16 protein-coding genes are annotated in these 16,761 nt (G+C 70.9%); 7 read left to right on the top strand and 9 right to left on the bottom strand.

All coding sequences use genetic code 11. From position 1 onward, the window contains the following. Positions 1–7: 7 nt before the first annotated feature. Positions 8–2,089, bottom strand: coding sequence for an MGH1-like glycoside hydrolase domain-containing protein (locus tag NDW01_RS40065; RefSeq protein WP_252829766.1), 2,082 nt, complete (start codon positions 2,087–2,089; stop codon positions 8–10). A gap of 306 nt (positions 2,090–2,395) precedes the next feature. Between NDW01_RS40065 and NDW01_RS40060 the strand changes: the two genes are divergently transcribed. Beyond that, a complete protein-coding gene (locus NDW01_RS40060) occupies positions 2,396–2,707 on the top strand; it encodes a hypothetical protein (protein ID WP_252829765.1) in 312 nt (103 codons plus the stop codon). 70 nt (positions 2,708–2,777) lie between these two features. Here the strand turns inward: NDW01_RS40060 and NDW01_RS40055 are convergent, their stop codons facing one another. Beyond that, the gene (locus NDW01_RS40055) at positions 2,778–4,064 is read right to left on the bottom strand and encodes a hydroxyacid-oxoacid transhydrogenase (RefSeq protein ID WP_252829764.1); all 1,287 of its coding nucleotides are present in this window, start codon (positions 4,062–4,064) and stop codon (positions 2,778–2,780) included. Between the two features lie 220 nt (positions 4,065–4,284). Here NDW01_RS40055 and NDW01_RS40050 point away from each other — a divergent pair, with 220 nt between their 5' ends. Then, positions 4,285–5,484 (top strand): sialidase family protein, encoded by a 1,200-nt coding sequence (locus tag NDW01_RS40050; RefSeq protein WP_252829763.1) that lies wholly within the window; start codon positions 4,285–4,287, stop codon positions 5,482–5,484. Positions 5,485–5,587: 103 nt separating this feature from the next. Further along, on the top strand, positions 5,588–6,208 hold the full coding sequence (locus tag NDW01_RS40045; protein ID WP_252829762.1) for an L-threonylcarbamoyladenylate synthase: 621 nt from the start codon (positions 5,588–5,590) through the stop codon (positions 6,206–6,208). Between the two features lie 15 nt (positions 6,209–6,223). Here NDW01_RS40045 and NDW01_RS40040 read toward each other — a convergent pair whose 3' ends face one another. Beyond that, positions 6,224–6,619: a DUF3054 domain-containing protein gene (locus NDW01_RS40040; protein WP_252829761.1), complete on the bottom strand. Its 396-nt coding sequence runs from the start codon at positions 6,617–6,619 to the stop codon at positions 6,224–6,226. A 151-nt stretch (positions 6,620–6,770) separates the two neighbouring features. Between NDW01_RS40040 and NDW01_RS40035 the strand changes: the two genes are divergently transcribed. Then, positions 6,771–7,439 (top strand): hypothetical protein, encoded by a 669-nt coding sequence (locus tag NDW01_RS40035; protein ID WP_252829760.1) that lies wholly within the window; start codon positions 6,771–6,773, stop codon positions 7,437–7,439. Positions 7,440–7,453: 14 nt separating this feature from the next. On the opposite strand, the gene NDW01_RS40030 is transcribed toward NDW01_RS40035, so the two are convergent. From NDW01_RS40030 to NDW01_RS40005, 6 genes are all read right to left on the bottom strand, one after another. Continuing rightward, on the bottom strand, positions 7,454–7,699 hold the full coding sequence (locus NDW01_RS40030) for a hypothetical protein (RefSeq protein ID WP_252785642.1): 246 nt from the start codon (positions 7,697–7,699) through the stop codon (positions 7,454–7,456). Positions 7,700–7,823: 124 nt separating this feature from the next. Then, on the bottom strand, positions 7,824–8,453 hold the full coding sequence (locus NDW01_RS40025) for a hypothetical protein (protein WP_252829759.1): 630 nt from the start codon (positions 8,451–8,453) through the stop codon (positions 7,824–7,826). Continuing rightward, positions 8,440–10,050, bottom strand: a complete 1,611-nt coding sequence (locus NDW01_RS40020; RefSeq protein ID WP_252829758.1) for a vWA domain-containing protein — start codon at positions 10,048–10,050, stop codon at positions 8,440–8,442. The genes NDW01_RS40025 and NDW01_RS40020 overlap by 14 nt, the downstream gene beginning before the upstream one ends. After that, positions 10,047–11,210 (bottom strand): toxic anion resistance protein, encoded by a 1,164-nt coding sequence (locus NDW01_RS40015; protein ID WP_252829757.1) that lies wholly within the window; start codon positions 11,208–11,210, stop codon positions 10,047–10,049. Before NDW01_RS40015 ends, NDW01_RS40020 begins: the two co-directional genes overlap by 4 nt. Positions 11,211–11,219: 9 nt before the next feature. Next, complete coding sequence (locus NDW01_RS40010) at positions 11,220–12,284, bottom strand: substrate-binding domain-containing protein (protein WP_252829756.1); 1,065 nt, start codon at positions 12,282–12,284, stop codon at positions 11,220–11,222. Positions 12,285–12,449: 165 nt separating this feature from the next. After that, complete coding sequence (locus NDW01_RS40005) at positions 12,450–13,268, bottom strand: DeoR/GlpR family DNA-binding transcription regulator (protein WP_252829755.1); 819 nt, start codon at positions 13,266–13,268, stop codon at positions 12,450–12,452. A 273-nt stretch (positions 13,269–13,541) separates the two neighbouring features. Between NDW01_RS40005 and NDW01_RS40000 the strand changes: the two genes are divergently transcribed. From NDW01_RS40000 to NDW01_RS39990, 3 genes are all read left to right on the top strand, one after another. Then, positions 13,542–14,618 (top strand): ABC transporter substrate-binding protein, encoded by a 1,077-nt coding sequence (locus NDW01_RS40000; protein ID WP_252829754.1) that lies wholly within the window; start codon positions 13,542–13,544, stop codon positions 14,616–14,618. Positions 14,619–14,680: 62 nt separating this feature from the next. Next, a complete protein-coding gene (locus NDW01_RS39995; RefSeq protein WP_252829753.1) occupies positions 14,681–15,502 on the top strand; it encodes an ATP-binding cassette domain-containing protein in 822 nt (273 codons plus the stop codon). Continuing rightward, on the top strand, positions 15,495–16,730 hold the full coding sequence (locus tag NDW01_RS39990; protein ID WP_252829752.1) for a sugar ABC transporter permease: 1,236 nt from the start codon (positions 15,495–15,497) through the stop codon (positions 16,728–16,730). The genes NDW01_RS39995 and NDW01_RS39990 overlap by 8 nt, the downstream gene beginning before the upstream one ends. Positions 16,731–16,761: the final 31 nt, after the last annotated feature.

Raw genomic sequence — 16,761 nt, 5'->3', positions numbered from 1 at the left:
TGCGGGCTCAGCCCGCCGAGCCGTGGAACTCCAGCCAGTCGAGGTTGATGGATCCGTTGTCGCCGGGCTCGTACGCGATGGTGACGACGGGGTCGTAGCCGCTGACGGGGATGTCGGCGACCGTCACGGTGCCCCAATCGTCCCAGCTGTCGGAGACCTTGGGGAAGGTCACCTGCCGCGTCTTCCGGCCGTCGACCGAGAGCGTCATCGTACGGGCGTCGTTGTTGGCGTTGGCGTAGCGCAGCGTGATGCTCCCCAGGCCGGGCTTTGCCGTTTCACGGTGGAGGGTGTACGACGACGCGGCTCCCTGGGCCCAGAGTCCGTCGAGGAACGCGCGACCGCTGTACCCGGAGTGGTTCACGTTCGTCTTGACGCCGCCGGTGTTGAGGGCGTCCTCCGCCTCGATGTGCCCGGGGTCGGGGCATCCGCCGAGCGCCTTGGCGCCGGCGGTGTCCGCGCAGCGGTCACGTGAGTCGGGGACGCCGTCCCCGTCTCGGTCCTTGTCGACCGCGCCGGCGAGCGTGACGTCGATGGTGTGCGCGCCGGTCAGCGACGCCGGGACGCTGGCGCCGTGCACGCGTCGGCCGTCGATCGTGAACGAACGGATCCTCGTGCCCGCTCCGTGCAGGGCGATCGTCAGGGTCGCGTCGCGGTAGTGCAGGCCGCGCAGGGTCACGTCGCCCCAGCCGGCCGGGAGGGTCGGCGTCACCGACAGGCTCCGGTCGTCGAAGTTCAGCCCGAAGAGCCCGGAGTCGATCATGTTGAGGAAGGCCGTGGCCGACCAGGTCTGGTCGGGCTCCGAGCCCCAGTGGAACTTCACCGTGTCGCCCAGGCGCTGCCAGCCACCGTCGACCACGCCCGTGTGGCCGTTGTAGATCTCCCAGAACCCGCTGTTGTCGTCGCCGAGCTTGGCCAGCCTCGCGGTCTCGGAGGCGAACGCCTCCTGCGCCCCTTGCCCCGCCAGCGCCTTCGCCCAGAGACCCTGGACGACGGGCCAAACGATGGCGTTGTGCCGGCCGGGCTGGTCGTCGGAGTAGCGCGCCCAGTTCGGGTAGGTGTCGGGCATGCCCCAGGTCATCTCGTCCGCGTGCGCGAGGATCGACCTCGCCTGGGACTTGTTCGCGATCCCGAAGATCAGCGCGAACGCGAGCCCGGTTCCCTCCTGGTACGGGCCGGCCGTCCCGTCCGCCAGCAGCATGTAGTTGTACAGGCCCGTCTTGGGGTTCCAGAATCGTTTGTTGATCGCCGTCTTGAGCCGCGCGGCCTTGGACCGGTAGGACGCGACCTCGGATGCCGGGCGGCCGACCTTCGCCGCCATGTTCGCCGCGTTGACGTAGGCGGCGTAGTACACCTCGTTCGTGCTCAGGAACATTCCCGTGGCCACGCCCGGCCACGGCATGGACCCGGTGCTGACCGACTCGGTGGCGTCGGCGGGGGGTGCCGGGTAGCCGGCGATCCCGTCGTTGAAGAAGGACGCGCCGGTGAACAGGCCGTAAGTGGAGTTGTAGCCCGCCGTCGTGGCGTGTTCGCGAATCGTCAGGGTGTCGGCGGCGGTCTGGTAGGCCTCACGCAGGAACGTCGTGTCGCCGGTGACCAGGTAGTGGTTCCACGCGGCCGTCACCCAGATGACCTGGTCCCACTGCTGATCGTCCTGCTGGACCCGCAGATCGCCGCCCGCGTCCTTGTCCACCGCCGACCAGAGCGTGTTGCGCGCCACGGCCGGACTCAGCAGGCTGGCGGCGTTCCAGCTGTTCACCGAGGCGTCGCGGGTCCACGGCTGGGGGTAGCCGCCTCCCGCGCGCAGGATTCCCACGCCCGGATCCATCAGGCCGCTCTTGTTGTAGACCGCCGGATCGAAGCCGATCGTGTTGGTCTGGAGCACGTTCTTCAACGCGGCCTCGTACGCGGTACCGAAGAGCGCCTGGCTGTTGGGGTTCGTGAATTCCAGCGACGGCTGAGACGGAACCGACGCACCGGTGATCGCCCCGGCCGTGCTCACTCCGGACACCACGGTGGAGAGCCCGACCACGGCGGCGGTGACCACGCCGACGACACGCCCGCCTCGGCGGGTTCCTGCCCTGCATCTCATTGGCGCACCTTCCTCGATGCCGGCCCCGGCGAAGCGGAGGATTCGCGCTCGGCCCGGCAAGATCCACATCTGTGGCCGTTCGACCGTAATCACCACAAAGTCGCACGTCAATGAGTGAATTGGCCGACCGAATATGGGTCGCGCGCGTCTCGGCGCACCTTTGCCGCGGCCATGGCGAGGGTGGGCGTGTCGCCGGGATGGGCGTGGTGGGCCTGCGGGAATGGGGCCGGATGGGGAAGGTCGCCCGGCGTGTGGGCCCTGCGAGAGACGACGTCCGGCGCGCATACGGTACCGAAAGGGAGAAACATGACACTGCAGACGGTCAACACCATCCTTGAGCCCGCCGTCAAGCATGGCACCCAGGCCATGGGCAATGGCTGGGGCTACTTCACGGCGAACGGAGACGTGATCCTCGACGTCGGAGCGAGCTGGATCACCCCGTCCACGCTCGTGTACGCCTCGATCGTGGAGGTGGACGACGAGAACGTCCCGAAGATCGGAGACGCGCGCATGACCGTCCACAACGTCGAGCCCTACCAGGGGGGCATCCGGACCTGGGTGAACATCGAATGGGGCGGTCCCCTGCGCGTACGGGTCAGCTACTGCTGGTCGGAATGACCCGCCCCCGCGCCGACACGGAGGTCCGCGCCGGCCCGCCATGACGCGGCCGGCGGCGCCCCGGCCGACGTCACCACAGACTCAGGGAGCGGGTGAAGATCCGTGCGAGGTCTTCCTCCGTCACCGGCCGGGGCGACATGTCCAGGAGCCGGCGTTGTTTGACGGCCCCCTCGACGAGGGCGGGAACGTCGGCGCCGGTGTAACCGACCGCGCCGACCCCGTCGGGCATCCCGATGTCCCGCATGAGACTCAGCAACGCCCGTGGGAGGTGTTCCGCGCCGTCGCCGGGCGGTTCCAGGTCCGGGGCGAGCAACTGTGCGGCCCGTACGTGCCGCTCCGGACACGCCTCGAAGGTGAACCGGAACGCCTCCGGCGCCGTCAGCGCCACCGCCATGCCGTGCGGGACCAGCGGCTGCTCCTCCGGATAGCCGGCCGGGCGGAACTCTCCGACCCGCCCGGCGATCGGGTACGCGTCGGCGTGCGGGATGTGCACGCCCGCGTTGCCGAACCCCAGGCCGGCGAACGTGGCGGCCAGCGCCATGTCGCCGCGGGCCCCGGCGTCGTCCCCGTCGCGTACGGCGGTCCGGAACGACCGGGCGATCAGGGTCAGCGCGCGTTCGGACCACATGTCGGCGACCGGATTGGCGCCGCAGTACGGCACCCGCTGCTCGGGGGACTTGCGCTCGAAGGAGGTGTACGGCTTGGCCGTGTAGCTCTCCAGGGCGTGACAGACGATGTCCATGCCCGCCGACGCGGTGACGCCCGCCGGCTGGGTCATCGTCAGGTCCGGGTCGACCACCGCGAGGGTGGGCCGCAGCCGGGGATGGCTGATCCCGGTCTTGACCTTCAGCGAGAGCACGTCGAGCACGCAGACCGTCGTGCTCTCGGCGCCGGTACCGGTCGTCGTGGGAACGGCGATCAGGGGCAGCAGCGGCCGGGCCGGAGCCCGTCCGGCGCCGACCGGCGGGTTGAGATAGTCCGCCAGGTCGCCCTCGTTGGTCGTGAGCAGGTTGATCGCCTTGGCGGTGTCGATGCTCGATCCGCCGCCGACCGCGACGTAGGCGTCCCAGGGGCCGGAGTCGCGTGCCCGCTCGACGGCCCGGCGGAGAGCGGCGTCGGTGGGTTCGACGTGGACGCCGTCGAACACCTCCGCCTCGATCCCGTACGCCTTCATCTGGTCCGCGATCCGCTGCGGGGCGCCGGTGGCCGCGACGCCCGGATCGGTGACGAGCAGGACGCGGCGCGCGCCGTACTGGGTCAGGTCGAATCCGATCTCGGCGGACGCGCCCGGGCCGAACTTCAACTGCGGCGCGCCGTAGGTGAACACCGATTCGGGGCCGGTGGGGATGGATGCCATGGTTCGCCTCCTCCCGCTCAGCGTAAGAGGCACGCGGGTGCCCGAACGCGGGCACCCGGCGGCGCCGCGATCACGGCGGGCCGAGTGAACGAGGGGGGCGGTGGTCCGTGAGCCGCTCGCCGACGTGTCGAAGCCGCCGGGGCCGCACTCTTGACGCTTTCGGCGGGTCGCTATAACTTTCCCGGACATAGGACGTCCTACGTCCGGATTGGGGAAGTTGATGCGTCTGCAGAAGCGCGGGAATACGGTGCTCGCCGTCAGCGCCGGAGCTCTGGTCGCGGCCGTGGCCACCGGCATCACACCGGCCCAGGCCGGACCGGGCCGGTGCGAGGTGTCCGTGCCGTACACGGCGGGGACCGAGGGATACAGCGCGTTCCGGATCCCGGCGATCGTCGAGACCCGGTCGGGTGACCTGCTCGCGTTCGCCGAGGGGCGCTCCGACGGGCTCGGCGACGCCGGGAACATCGACACCGTCGTGAAGCGGTCGGCCGACGGCGGCTGCACCTGGTCACCGCTGCGGGTCGTCCAGGACAGCGGGCCGAACACCTCCGGAAACCCCGCGCCCGTCGTCACGGCGAGCGGCCGCGTCGTGCTGCTGACCGCCTACAACGCCGGCAGTGCAACGGAGGCGCAGATCCTGCGCGGACAGGTGCCGCCCGAGAACAGCCGGCGGGTGTTCGTGCAGTACAGCGACGACGACGGCACGACCTGGTCCGTACCCCGGGAGATCACCGCCGCGGCCAAGCTGCCGAACTGGCGCTGGTACGCGACCGGGCCCGGCCACGCGACGCGGCTGACCCACGGCCCGCACCGCGGACGGCTCGTCGTCCCGGCGAACCACTCGATCGCCCCGCCCGCGGGTGCCTCCGACCTGGGGTCGGAGGCCAAGTACTACGGCGGGCACGACCTCTACAGCGACGACGACGGCCGGACCTGGCACATCGGCTACGTCGACGACAACCCCGACGGCCAGGTGAACGTCAACGAGACGACCGCCACGGAACTGCCGGACGGGCGTGTCTACTTCAACACCCGCGATCAGAACGGCACCGCGCCCGGAAACCGGGCCGACGCCTACAGCCTGGACGGCGGCCGGACGCTGCGGCAGCCGTTCAGCCCGCAGCCGGCGCTGGCCGGACCGGTCGTGGAGGGCAGCGTCCTGCAGGCGCGCGGGCCGAAGGCGCCACTGCTCTTCTCCGGCCCGGCCGATCCGACCAAGCGGGCGGTGATGACGCTGCGGACCAGCCACGACGGTGGCGTCACCTGGCGATCCGCGCTCACGCTGTCGTCGCTGCCTGCCTCCTACTCCGACCTCGTCCAGGTCGATGCCCGCACCGTCGGCCTGCTGTACGAGACGGGCACCGCCGGTGCCAACGAGACCATCACGTTCCGCCGCATCGACCTGCGCGGCCTGTCCTGAGCCGCGCTGGCCGCGAAGCCGCCCGCTCTCACCGGCGGGCGGCTTCGCCGTCGTCGCAGGCCGGGCGTGCGCTCGTGATCGGTCTGCTCTTAAGCTGTGTTCGGTGGCCAGGTACTTCGATGTGCATCCGGACAATCCGCAACCTCGGGCGCTCCGTCAGGTGGTCGACCTGCTCCGCGCGGACGGCCTGATCGTCTATCCGACCGACTCGTGCTTCGCGCTCGGGTGCCGTCTGGGCAACAAGGACGGCATCGACCGGATCAGGGAGATCCGCCAGCTCGACAGCAGCCATCACTTCACCCTCGTCTGCCGGGACTTCGCGCAGCTCGGCCAGTTCGTCCAGATCAGCAACGCGCTGTTCCGGTCGATCAAGGCGGCGACCCCCGGGCGCTACACCTTCATCCTGCCCGCGACGAAAGAGGTGCCGCGGCGGCTGCTGCACCCCAAGAAGAAGACCGTCGGCGTCCGGATCCCCGATCACACGGTCACCCAGGCGCTGCTGGCCGAACTCGGCGAACCGCTGCTGTCGAGCACCCTTCTCCTGCCGGGGGAGGGTGAGGCGATGACCCAGGGCTGGGAGATCAAGGAGAGACTCGATCACATGGTGGACGCCGTCGTCGACTCGGGTGAGTGCGGCGCGGTGCCGACGACAGTGGTCGACTTCTCCCAGGATGAGCCCGAGATCGTCCGGGTCGGCGCCGGAGACCCGTCCCTCTTCGAATGACGCGAAGGGCCGGGATCAGGGCCGTGCCGCGTCACGCGGCGCGGCCGTGGCCTTCCGCGACGGGTCAGGCCATGCCCGGCGGGCCACGAGACGCCAGCCGAACATGAACAGCCCGAGGAAGACGAGGGAGACCAGGATGAAGGTGACCGCCGTTCCCTGACCGGCGACGACACGCAGGACCATGCCGGCGGCGACGGTCGCCAGCCAGACGCCGACACCGGTACCCGCGAGCGCCGCGGGCCGCCGCCAGGCACGCGTCGCCGCCCAGCCGATCAGCAGGCCCGCCAGGAACGGCCAGGCCGTCCTCGCGATTCCGGCGATGGTCTCGCCTTCGCTGTGCCCGGCCCGCCCGAGCAGCACGAACGCCATGACACAGCACAGGTCGAGAACCGCGGCGACCACCCAACGCATGAGCCTCAGCGTATCGATCGCCGTACCGTGGCCCTCGACCGGGCCGGTCGGCGACTTCGGCGCCACCGCGCGGACGACGCCGTTCCGGCGAGCTCGGGCGACATGCGCGAATCAGACTTCACGCACGCCCCGGACGGCGGATCATGGGCTCATGGCCCAAGACCCCCGTTCCCCCGAAGGCCACCCGGCCGCCACCCCCGTCCCGGCCGCGCGCACCCCGACCTCCTCCACGGACGGCCCCGATCCGGACCTGACCGTGACGCACGCCGCGGAGACGGCCCGGGCCGTCGAGCCTCCCGAGACGTCCCGCACCGAGCAGCTCGAGGGAACGCTCACACGTGAGCTCCGGCCGACACGGGTGGTGCCGCGCTGGGCCGGCTGGCTGATCATCGGCGCGGGCGTCGCCATGCTGCCGTGGATCACCGGCCTGAGCTTCGTCCTGCCCACCAGCCACGAGGCGGCCCACTACAACGCCTCGTGGGTCGGCTTCGACCTCGGGCTGTGCGCGATGCTCCTGCGCACCGGCTGGCTCGCCCAGAAGGGCCGCGAGCACATCGAGCTGAGCGCGGCGATCACGGGCACGTTGCTGCTGGTGGACGCGTGGTTCGACGTGGTGACCGCCGACAGCCGCGGCGAGCTGACGCTCGCGCTGATCCTGGCGCTGTTCGGCGAACTCCCGCTGGCCGCCTTCTTCCTCTGGATCGCCGGCCGGGTGGAGTACCGCCGCCAGCGGCGCGCCGAGGCGATGTCGCGGCTCCTGAAGAGGCTGCGAACGTATCGCCCCCGCGCGGTCCGTGCTCCCGATGAACACCTGCGCTGAAGGACGACCGGAGATCACTTGCTCGGCTGGGGAACCTTGCAGTACGCGGTCGGGTTGAGACCGATGTAGTTGAGCGGCCCGGAGATCATCGTGAGGCCGATCGTGGCGAAGCTGGAGCAGCTCCCGTTGAAATGGGCGTAGTAGTGGCGCTGCCCGGCGGCGAGCCCTCCGATGACCAGCCAGACGACGATCATCCACCGTCCGGCCCGCATCGCCACCTCCGATGACCTCGCCGCCGACTCCGGAGGTCCGACGGTCATGACAAGATCGCCCATAGTTAAGCAAGTCCGGCCGTGCAGTGTCACCCCACCGGTTCCTGAACGCGGTCTCGGTCACCGCCGGTTCCCCGGCCGCGGCGGCTCACGGCCCTCGCCCGCAGACCCGTCATCCGGCCCGCGGCGGCGACCCGAGGTCGTCGTCCGGCTCCCGGTCGCGCAGGTAGCGCGTGTGGTCGCGCATCCGCCGGTGGTCGGCGTCGTAGACGGCTTCGGCGGTCCTCATCACGGACGCCGTGATCAGGTCGAGCTGGGCGATGAGCTCCTCGCCCGCCGTTCCATGGCCGGTACGGCGGACGGCGTACCACCGGGGCAGGTTCAGGTAGGTCTCGAGGCTGGTCGGCAGGTCGGTCCGGACCGCGCGGGACACCTCGTACATCAGGTCGGGGGAGTCGCTCAGCACGTCGGATCGGAGCAGGACGTCGCGGAGCACGGACGCGATGACGTCGACGCGTTCCCGAGCCTCCGCGGGCAGGCGGTGCTCACCCGCGCGGGCGAGCAGCCCGTCGAGATCGGCGCGCAGCCGTCCGGTCCGGGCGACGGTGTCGTCGATGACGAGGGTGACCCTCTGCGGTGGTGCGGCGAGCGCCCCCGCGCCGTACAGACCGACCACGATGAGCGGCCAGTACGGCCCGGCGAGACCCGTGAAGTGCAGGCCCAGCCCGGCCAGGCCGCCCGCCGAGCCGACGAGGTTCTTCGTGGACCCGAGGTAGCGGACGAGCCGGTCACTGATAGCCACGGATCTCCTTGAACACCTCGGACAGTGACTGTGTCCGGGCGTCGAACGTCCTGCCCTGGGTGAGCTGCGCCAGCGTGGTCATCTGCCCGGTCGCCGCCTCTCCGAACAGGACGGGGAAGACCGGGATCCGCCGTGCCTGCGGAGGCCGTCCCTCGTACCAGGCGCGGAAGGAGTCGGCCGACGCGCCCCTGTTGCTCTCACCGTCCGACATCAGGACGATCGAGGTGAACCGGTCGGGCCGTCGCGCCGCCGACTGCTCGGCCATCGAGTACGCCCGCTCCAGGCTGTCGTAGATCGCGGTACCGCCTCCGGCGGCGAGTCCCTGGGTGAACGCGCGGATCCGCGCGAGTTCCGCCTCGGGCCGGCTCTCGGGCAGCACGTAGGTCGCGGGAGTTCCGGGCCGGGTGCTGAAGGGCAGCAGCGTCACCTCCTCGCGGTCGTGGAACCGCCGGAAGCGTCCGGCGAGCGTGGTGTCCGCACCGGTCAGCGCCGTCAGCGCGGCCTTCAGGGACGCCAGCCGCGCGCCCTCCATGGAGCCGGAGACATCGAGCACGTAGATCGTGCGCGCCGGCCGGCGGAGCCGGTTGAAGTAGGCGTCGATGAGGGCGTCGACCGCGTCCGCGCGGGCGGGGAACGGCAGCTCGGGCGGCTGGGCCGCGAACTCGGCGGCCGGGCGCACATCGGGGTCGGCCGGCCGGCGGTGCGTCTGCGTCATGATCCTGCGCTGGACCTCGGCGCGCCGCAGGTAGCCGGTCAGCCTGCGGAAGGCGTCCCCCGACCGTCCGGCCGCCGAGGACAGCAGCGTGAGCGGGTAGTCGGCGGTGACGACGCCGTCGCTCGGGTAGACGATGGTGAGCGGCTCCGGGAGCCGCCGGGAGGCGTTCAGGCCGAGCAGCACGGACTCGTAGTTGATCAGGCCGTCGACCCGGGACGGGTCCCGCGCGTAGGTGTCCGACAGCCAGCCGGAGGAGCCCGCCGTGAGCCGCTGCGCGGTGAAGAAGCCCTTCAACCGGGGTGCGACCCGGTCGATGGTCGGCCCGTCCAGCGCCGCGCCCGTACCCGACAGCGCGGCGGCGACGCCGACGAGCGCGGAGAAACCGGAGTTCGACGACGCGGGGTCGGTCATGCCATAGGTGAACCTCCCGGCCGACGCGGCGGCGCCGATCGCGGCCCAGGTCGGCCTGGTGCGATCCCAGCCGAGACGGCGTGCCACCGAGGCGCGCAGGCCCAGGACCACGGGCGAAGACATGATCTTCACGGAGGGGCCCAGCCGGGACCGGCCGTCCGGGTGCACCGCCAGGTAGCGATCGGAGGAGAACCAGACCGCGTCGTACCGCGCGTCCGCCTGACCGCCGAGCACCTGCTGGACGCCGTCGAGGGTCCCGGCGTAGTCGAGCTTCACGCCGACCCCGGTGGCCTTCGTCGCCGCGCGGAGGATCGGCTCCAGGTCGGACAGCTCGCTGCCCGCGAGGATCCGCAGCGTGCCGGGTCTGCCGGCGTCGTCGGTGCCGCCGCTGCAGCCCGTGACGACCGCCAGCACCGCGGCGGCCGTGAGCCGGGCGACGACGCGCCATGCCCGTGCGCGGCCTCCGGTCATGATTCGAGCTCGTTCCGCTCGTGAGCCCGGCTCAGGTACGCGGACGCCCGGTTCAGTTCCGCGCCGAGCGCGTCGACCGTGGCCTGCATGTTGGTCACGGCCTGGGCCTTGAACGAGTCGACGGCGTCGATCGTGCGGTAGATCTGCTCGAACGACGTCCGCAGCGTCTGCACGCCGACGGCCGGATCGGCGGCGATCCGCTGGATCTCCCCGCTCTGCCCGGCGAGCAGCTCCGCGTTGGTGCGGATGATGTCCTCGGTGGTGGCCCGCAGGGCGTTCACCTGCTCGATGACGAGCTTCTGGTTCGACAGCGCGGCCGCGACGGTCACGGCGATCCGCAGCGCGGACACCGTCGTGGACGCGGCCCGATCCACGCCCCTGACCAGCTCGTCGTTGGTGCGGCGCACGGTGTCCAGCGCGAGGTAGCCCTGGGCACAGACGGCGAGCTGGGTGAGGAGGTCCTGCCGCTTCTGGCGTACGGGGAACAGCACGTCGGCGCGCAGCGCGTTCGCCTTCTCCTCGTCCGCCGTCTCCGTGATCGCGGGCTCGATGGCCTCGTCGAGCGCCTGCGCGAGCACCGCGTACTCCTGGAGCTTGCCCATCGTGGCCCACAGCGCGGCGCGCTCGTTCTGGATGGCGGCATTGTCGCGGCGCAGCTCGTCCTGGCCGGAACGCAGCGCGGTGACGATCTTGTTGATGTTGACGTTCGCCGACTGGTAGCGGGAGACGAAGTCGCGGAGCGACCTGCCGAACGGCAGCTTCGACAGCAACCGACGGCCGGTGACCTTGCCGACGTCCTTGGGATCGAGATCCTCGACCGTGCGCCGCAGCTCCACCAGGCCCTTGGCCACGCGCTGCTGCGCGTCCGCGGACTCGCCCTTGGCCCCCGACAGGGCGGCCACCGAACGGCCGAGCATCCTGTTCGCCGCCTGCGCGGACGCCCGGATCTCCCCGTCGCCGAGCGCGGCCACCTGACCGATCCTGCTCATGAACTCCGGGCTGCGGGGATCGAGCGCCGCGAGATCGTCCACGTACGTCCGCGCGCGCCGTGTCAGCTCGTCACGTTGGGCGTCCTCCATCGGGATCAGCGTCTCCGCGCGGTCCGCCGGGACGGCGGCCACGGGTTCGGGGGGCGTGAGGATGAGATCCTCAGCTGCCATCGAGGCTCCTTAGCCGTACGACTTGGCGACACCGTCCAGCAGGTGCTCGAGGGTGTCGTAGGAGGGGACGTCGACCACGTCGATCAGGTCGGTCGCGACCGGGATCCGGTGGTCGGCGGTGAGCTTCGCGAAGCGCGCGGGGTCGGCGGTCCGGAATCCGTGCTGGGCCGCGAGCCGCTGCAGTTCCGGGTCGGTGGTCAGCAGCCGGCCGACACGGTCGCCCTTCGCGTCGAGCGGCACCAGTGTGTGCGCGGACTGCACGGTCGGCGACGGATACATCAGCACCATGCCGGGCCGTAGCCGGCCTCGGACGCCGGCGTCGACGAACTGCGCCTCGTACGCACAGACCAGGGGCGTCTTGCCCATGCCGAGCGACAGGTAGTCCTCGAACGGGCCCTCCGTCGTGTTCTCGGTGTAGCCCTGGTCGAGGAACAGCCCGGACAGCAGCGGCAGCACCTTCCTCTCCGCGGCGCCGCCGCGCACGACCGTGTCACCGTTGGCGACGTACGAGGCGATGGCCAGGTACATGGCCGCCGAGTTGGAACTGCGGGGGTCGGTCGTGGAGACCAGGATGTCCTTGCGCACCGGATAGGCGGTGTTGTTCGGCACCTGGTCCCACCGTGTCCTCCGTGCGACCAGCCGGAGGTACCGCGACATGTCGAAGGTCCAGGTGGCGCCGTGCCGGGCGACGCCCTCCCGTGCCAGCAGGTCCGCGATCGGCTGAAACGTCGCGATCACCATCGGGGAGCTGAACGGGGTGTACCTCATGGTGATCCGGCGCGCCTGCTGGATCCGGTCGGCCGCGGGCGCGCTGGAGGGGAAGGCGAAGTCGTACCGCGCGAGATCGATCGAGGTGGCGATCTGCCGTGATCCGGCCGGATCGACCTCGACCCTCACCCCCTTGCGGGCGAACGCCTCACGTACCTGGGGATCGCCGAAGAACGCCTGCTTCTCCGAGCCGATCACCCCGCGGATCGTGATCGTCCCATGCGATGATCCGCGTCCCTCGACGATCGCGATAACGACGCCGATCGCCAGGACCCCCGCCAGCGCCATCGAAATGAGCCGCCTCATGTCTGACGGCATCGTCCGCGGCCCGGTTGGCCGCCGCGCCAGCGGCCGATGGCCGCACGATGTCGCGCGCGTTACAACTCGGCCGCACGCGCCGGGCTCCCCGGAGTCCTGTCCGGAGGAGCGCCGAGGCCGAGCGGGCGCCGGGCCCCCGAACCCGAGAGGATCTCAGAGCGGAGGCGCCGCGGAGCCGGCGACGTGCAGCTGGACGCCGCGCGTGCGCAGCGCCGCCACCTGGTCCTGCGGGGTCTCGGAGTCGACGATGACGAGGTCGAAGGCGGTCAGGGCGGCGAGCTGGTGCAGGCCGTTCTTGGTGAACTTGCTGTGGTCGACGAGCAGGATGCGGCGGTCCGCGGAGTCCATCAGCGCCCGCTTCACCGCGACCGTCTCCTGCGACTGGTGGTAGCAGTGGCCGTTCGTGATCGCCGTCGTGGACATGAACAGCACGTCCGCGTGCAGTGAGCGGATGGTCTCGCTGGTGCGCAGGCCGAGGAAGGCGTCGTAGGCCGGGTAGTACGCGCCGCCGAGCGCGATCAGGTCGATGCCGGGCTTGCCGGCCAGGAGGTTCACCGCGGCCAGGAAGTTGGTGATCACGGTGAGCGGTCCCAGCGACGGCAGCAGCTCGGCGACGGCCAGGCCGGTGGTGCTCTCATCGATCATGATCGACGATCCGGGGGAGACGAGCTCGGCCGCGGCCTGGGCGAGCTGCCGTTTGGCCTCGGCCATCGCCTGCAGGCGGTGGCGGACGTCGCCGTGGTAGATCGCGGACGGCTGCGCCGTGGCACCGCCGCGTACCTTGCGCAGCCACCCGTTGCTCTGCAGCATGTCCAGGTCGCGGTGGATGGTCATCACGCTCACGTCGAACGCCTCGGCGAGGCTCTTGACGTGCACGAAGCCTTCGTCCACGACGCGCTGACGGATCTTCTCCCGGCGCTCTCGCGCGCCCGCGCCCTCGCCGGCGGCCGGTGCCGTCGCGTCCTCTGCCACCTGCGGTCCTTCCCCCTGCACCCGGATGTGATATTCGGTGTGGAACGTAACATACACCCCGCGTTCGCGGTGACCGCCGCAGTGGCGGGATACGACGGGGTGGAGAGGCGACGTGCCGCTGCGTTCGTAACATTCGATAACACAATCACCCGTTAAGAACGACGCAACTCTTGACACGTTCACGCTCTCGGGTGTTTCGTTCGTCACCTCGAAGGCGGCTTCCGCTGGCCGCCGTGCCTCCTCGCCCCCGAACCATCGGAGGAGAACGTGACAATGCCGCGTCTCAGAACGGCCGCCGCGGCGATGGCCGCCCTCACCGCCCTCACCGCCGCCGCGGCCTGCTCGCAGAAGGGCTCCGGCGGCGCCGGCGGCTCCGGCGACGCCAAGAACGCCAAGGTCGCCTTCCTCATGCCGGACATCGCCTCCACCCGGTACGAGATGTACGACGCGCCGCTGTTCAAGGCCAAGATGAAGCAGCTGTGCCCGGGGTGCACGGTGCTGTACCAGAACGCCGGCGCCGACGCCTCGAAGCAGCAGCAACAGGCCGGCTCGGTGCTGGCCCAGGGCGTCAAGGCCATCGTCATCGACCCGGTGGACTCCGCGGCGGCCGCCTCGATCGTACGGACCGCGCAGGCGCAGAAGGTCGCGGTGATCGCCTACGACCGGCCGATCCCGGCGATCAAGGCCGACTACTACGTGTCGTTCGACAATGAGAAGATCGGCGCGCTGATCGCCCAGTCATTGGTCGACCACCTCAAGCAGGCGAACGCCAAGGGCGGGATCCTCGAGGTCAACGGTTCGCCGACGGACGCCGCGGCCGGCCTGATCAAGAAGGGCATTCACAGCGCCGTCGACAACAGCGGGCTCAAGCTGCTCGCCGAGTACGACACGCCCGGGTGGGAGCCGGCCAAGGCGCAGGACTGGGTGAGCGGCCAGATCAGCAAGTTCAACGGGCAGATCGCCGGGGTCGTCGCGGCCAACGACGGCACCGGCGGCGGCGCCATCGCCGCGTTCAAGGCGGCCGGTGATCCCGTACCCCCGGTGACCGGCAACGACGCCGAGCTCGCCGCGGCGCAGCGGATCATCGCGGGCGACCAGTACAACACGATCTCCAAGCCCATCAAGATCGTGGCGGAGGCCGCCGCCGACGTGGCGAACGAGTTCCTGCAGGGCAAGCCCCCCGCGGGGCAGACCACGCTGTTCAACACGCCGTCCCAGCTGTTCACCCCGACCGTGGTCACGCAGCAGAACATCGCCAAGGTCCTGCTCGGCCCCGGCGGCGCCCTCAAGGTCTCCGACGTCTGCACCCCGACGTACGCCGCGGCCTGCGCGAAGCTCGGCATCAAGTAGCGGTCCGCCGGCGCCTGCGGACGGGGCGCCGGCGGCTTCGGCCGTACGAACGAAGGATCAGCATGTCCCCATCGCCTTCCCAACCGAGCCCGCTGCTGTCGCTGCGGGGCATCAGCAAGACCTTCGGTGCCGTCGCCGCCCTCACCGACGTCGACCTGGACGTGTCGGCCGGTGAGGTCGTCGCCGTCGTCGGCGACAACGGCGCCGGGAAGTCCACCCTCGTCAAGACCCTGTCGGGGGTCCACCAGCCCGACGCGGGAACCATCACGTTCGACTCGCGCCCGGTCACCATCCCCAGCCCGGCCGCGGCGCAGCAACTCGGCATCGCCACCGTCTTCCAGGACCTGGCGCTCTGCGAGAACCTCAACGTGATCGAGAACCTCTTCCTCGGCCGGGAGCTGCGCGGGATGCGCCTGGACGACGTCGCCATGGAGGTCCGCTCGCGCGAGCTGCTCCGGCGGCTGTCCGCGAAGATCCCGAAGCTGTCGGTCCCCGTCGCCGCGCTGTCGGGCGGCCAGCGGCAGACCGTGGCGATCGCGCGTTCGCTGCTCGGCGACCCGAAGATCGTCATCCTCGACGAGCCCACGGCGGCACTCGGCGTCGCCCAGACCGCCGAGGTCCTCAACCTGATCGACCGGCTGCGCGAAGGCGGCCACGGAGTGATCATGATCAGCCACAACATGGACGACGTGCTGTCGGTCGCCGACACGGTCGCCGTACTGCGCCTCGGCCGCAACAACGGGGTCTTCGACGCGGTCGAGGCCACCACCGAGCAGATCGTCACCGCGATCACCGGGGCGGCGGACAACGCGGTCACCCGACGCAAGAGGCGTGCGCGCCGCACGGTGCCGGCGGGCGCGAAGGAAGGGGCCGGCGATGAGTGACCTGAGCACCGCGCCGCCGCTCGCCGAGCAGGGACGGTACGAGCCGGAGGAACCCGTCGGGCTGCGGGCGCTCATCGCGCGCTTCCGCGGCGGCGACCTCGGCGTCGTCCCGGTCGTGGCAGGTCTGGTCGTGATCTGGACCGTGATGCAGATCCTCAACCCGGTCTTCCTGTCCAGCGTGAACCTGGTCAACCTGACCCTGGAGTGCGCGCCGGTCGGCGTCATCGCGCTCGGCGTCGGGCTGATGCTGCTGGTCGGGCAGATCGACCTGTCGGTCGGCTCGCTGAGCGGCCTGGCGGCGGCCCTCACCGCCATCCTGTTCGTCGACCAGGGGCTGTCGCCCTGGCTCGCCGTGCCGGCCTCGGTGGCGGCCGCCGCCATCATCGGCCTGCTGTACGCGCTGGTGTTCAACCGGCTCGGAGTGCCCAGCTTCGTCATCACCCTCGCCGGCCTGCTCGGCTTCCTCGGCGTGCAGCTGTGGGTGCTCGGGAGCAAGGGGTCGATCAACCTGCCGTACGACTCGGGCCTGGTCACCTTCGCCCAGCTCGACTTCCTGCCCGCCTGGCTCTCGTACACCCTCGTGGTCGTCGCGGCGGGCTGGCTGTTCGCCGCCGGATATCTGCGGGCCCGGGCGCGGCGGAACGCCGGGCTGCCCGCGGCGTCGCTGCGCGGGCTGGTGCTGCGCAGCGCCGTGCTGCTGGCCGGTCTCGGGGTGGCGGTGTGGTACCTCGGCCGCGCCCGGGGTGTGGGCTGGATGTTCGTGCTGTTCCTGGCGCTGGTGCTGGCCACCCACTACCTGCTGGCGCGGACGCGGTTCGGCAAGTCGATCTACGCGGTGGGCGGTAACGTCGAGGCGGCCCGCCGGGCCGGCATCAACGTCAAGGCGGTCTACACCTCGGTGTTCGTCCTGTGCACCTCGCTCGCGGCGGTCGGCGGCGTGCTGGCCGCGGCCCGCCTCGCCGCCGCGAACCAGAGCACCGGCGGCGGCGACGTCAACCTCAACGCCATCGCCGCCGCGGTGATCGGCGGCACCAGCCTGTTCGGCGGGCGCGGCAACGCCTTCGCGGCGCTGCTGGGCATCGTGGTGATCCAGTCCATCTCCAGCGGCCTCACCCTGCTGAACCTCAACTCCTCCTTCCGCTACATGGTCACCGGGGCGGTGCTGCTGCTCGCGGTGGCACTGGACGCGGCGGCCCGGCGTTCGCGCGCCTCCCACGGCCGCGCGTGAGGACCCGAACGAGACGAGGAAGGGAACGGCC

Origin of the sequence: Actinoallomurus soli (assembly GCF_024055715.1) — a bacterium.
GTDB lineage: Bacteria > Actinomycetota > Actinomycetes > Streptosporangiales > Streptosporangiaceae > Actinoallomurus > Actinoallomurus soli.
This window is presented reverse-complemented; position numbering and strand designations above follow the sequence as displayed.

What these genes read in the sequence shown, in the direction of transcription:
- NDW01_RS40055 (WP_252829764.1), bottom strand. Translation starts at nt 4,064, where the DNA reads ATGGCATCCATCCCCACCGGCCCCGAATCGGTGTTCACCTACGGCGCG.
- NDW01_RS40015 (WP_252829757.1), bottom strand. Translation starts at nt 11,210, where the DNA reads ATGGCAGCTGAGGATCTCATCCTCACGCCCCCCGAACCCGTGGCCGCC.
- NDW01_RS40050 (WP_252829763.1), top strand. Translation starts at nt 4,285, where the DNA reads ATGCGTCTGCAGAAGCGCGGGAATACGGTGCTCGCCGTCAGCGCCGGA.
- NDW01_RS39990 (WP_252829752.1), top strand. Translation starts at nt 15,495, where the DNA reads ATGAGTGACCTGAGCACCGCGCCGCCGCTCGCCGAGCAGGGACGGTAC.
- NDW01_RS40065 (WP_252829766.1), bottom strand. Translation starts at nt 2,089, where the DNA reads ATGAGATGCAGGGCAGGAACCCGCCGAGGCGGGCGTGTCGTCGGCGTG.
- NDW01_RS40010 (WP_252829756.1), bottom strand. Translation starts at nt 12,284, where the DNA reads ATGAGGCGGCTCATTTCGATGGCGCTGGCGGGGGTCCTGGCGATCGGC.
- NDW01_RS40030 (WP_252785642.1), bottom strand. Translation starts at nt 7,699, where the DNA reads ATGACCGTCGGACCTCCGGAGTCGGCGGCGAGGTCATCGGAGGTGGCG.
- NDW01_RS40060 (WP_252829765.1), top strand. Translation starts at nt 2,396, where the DNA reads ATGACACTGCAGACGGTCAACACCATCCTTGAGCCCGCCGTCAAGCAT.
- NDW01_RS40020 (WP_252829758.1), bottom strand. Translation starts at nt 10,050, where the DNA reads ATGACCGGAGGCCGCGCACGGGCATGGCGCGTCGTCGCCCGGCTCACG.
- NDW01_RS40000 (WP_252829754.1), top strand. Translation starts at nt 13,542, where the DNA reads ATGCCGCGTCTCAGAACGGCCGCCGCGGCGATGGCCGCCCTCACCGCC.
- NDW01_RS40040 (WP_252829761.1), bottom strand. Translation starts at nt 6,619, where the DNA reads ATGCGTTGGGTGGTCGCCGCGGTTCTCGACCTGTGCTGTGTCATGGCG.
- NDW01_RS39995 (WP_252829753.1), top strand. Translation starts at nt 14,681, where the DNA reads ATGTCCCCATCGCCTTCCCAACCGAGCCCGCTGCTGTCGCTGCGGGGC.
- NDW01_RS40035 (WP_252829760.1), top strand. Translation starts at nt 6,771, where the DNA reads ATGGCCCAAGACCCCCGTTCCCCCGAAGGCCACCCGGCCGCCACCCCC.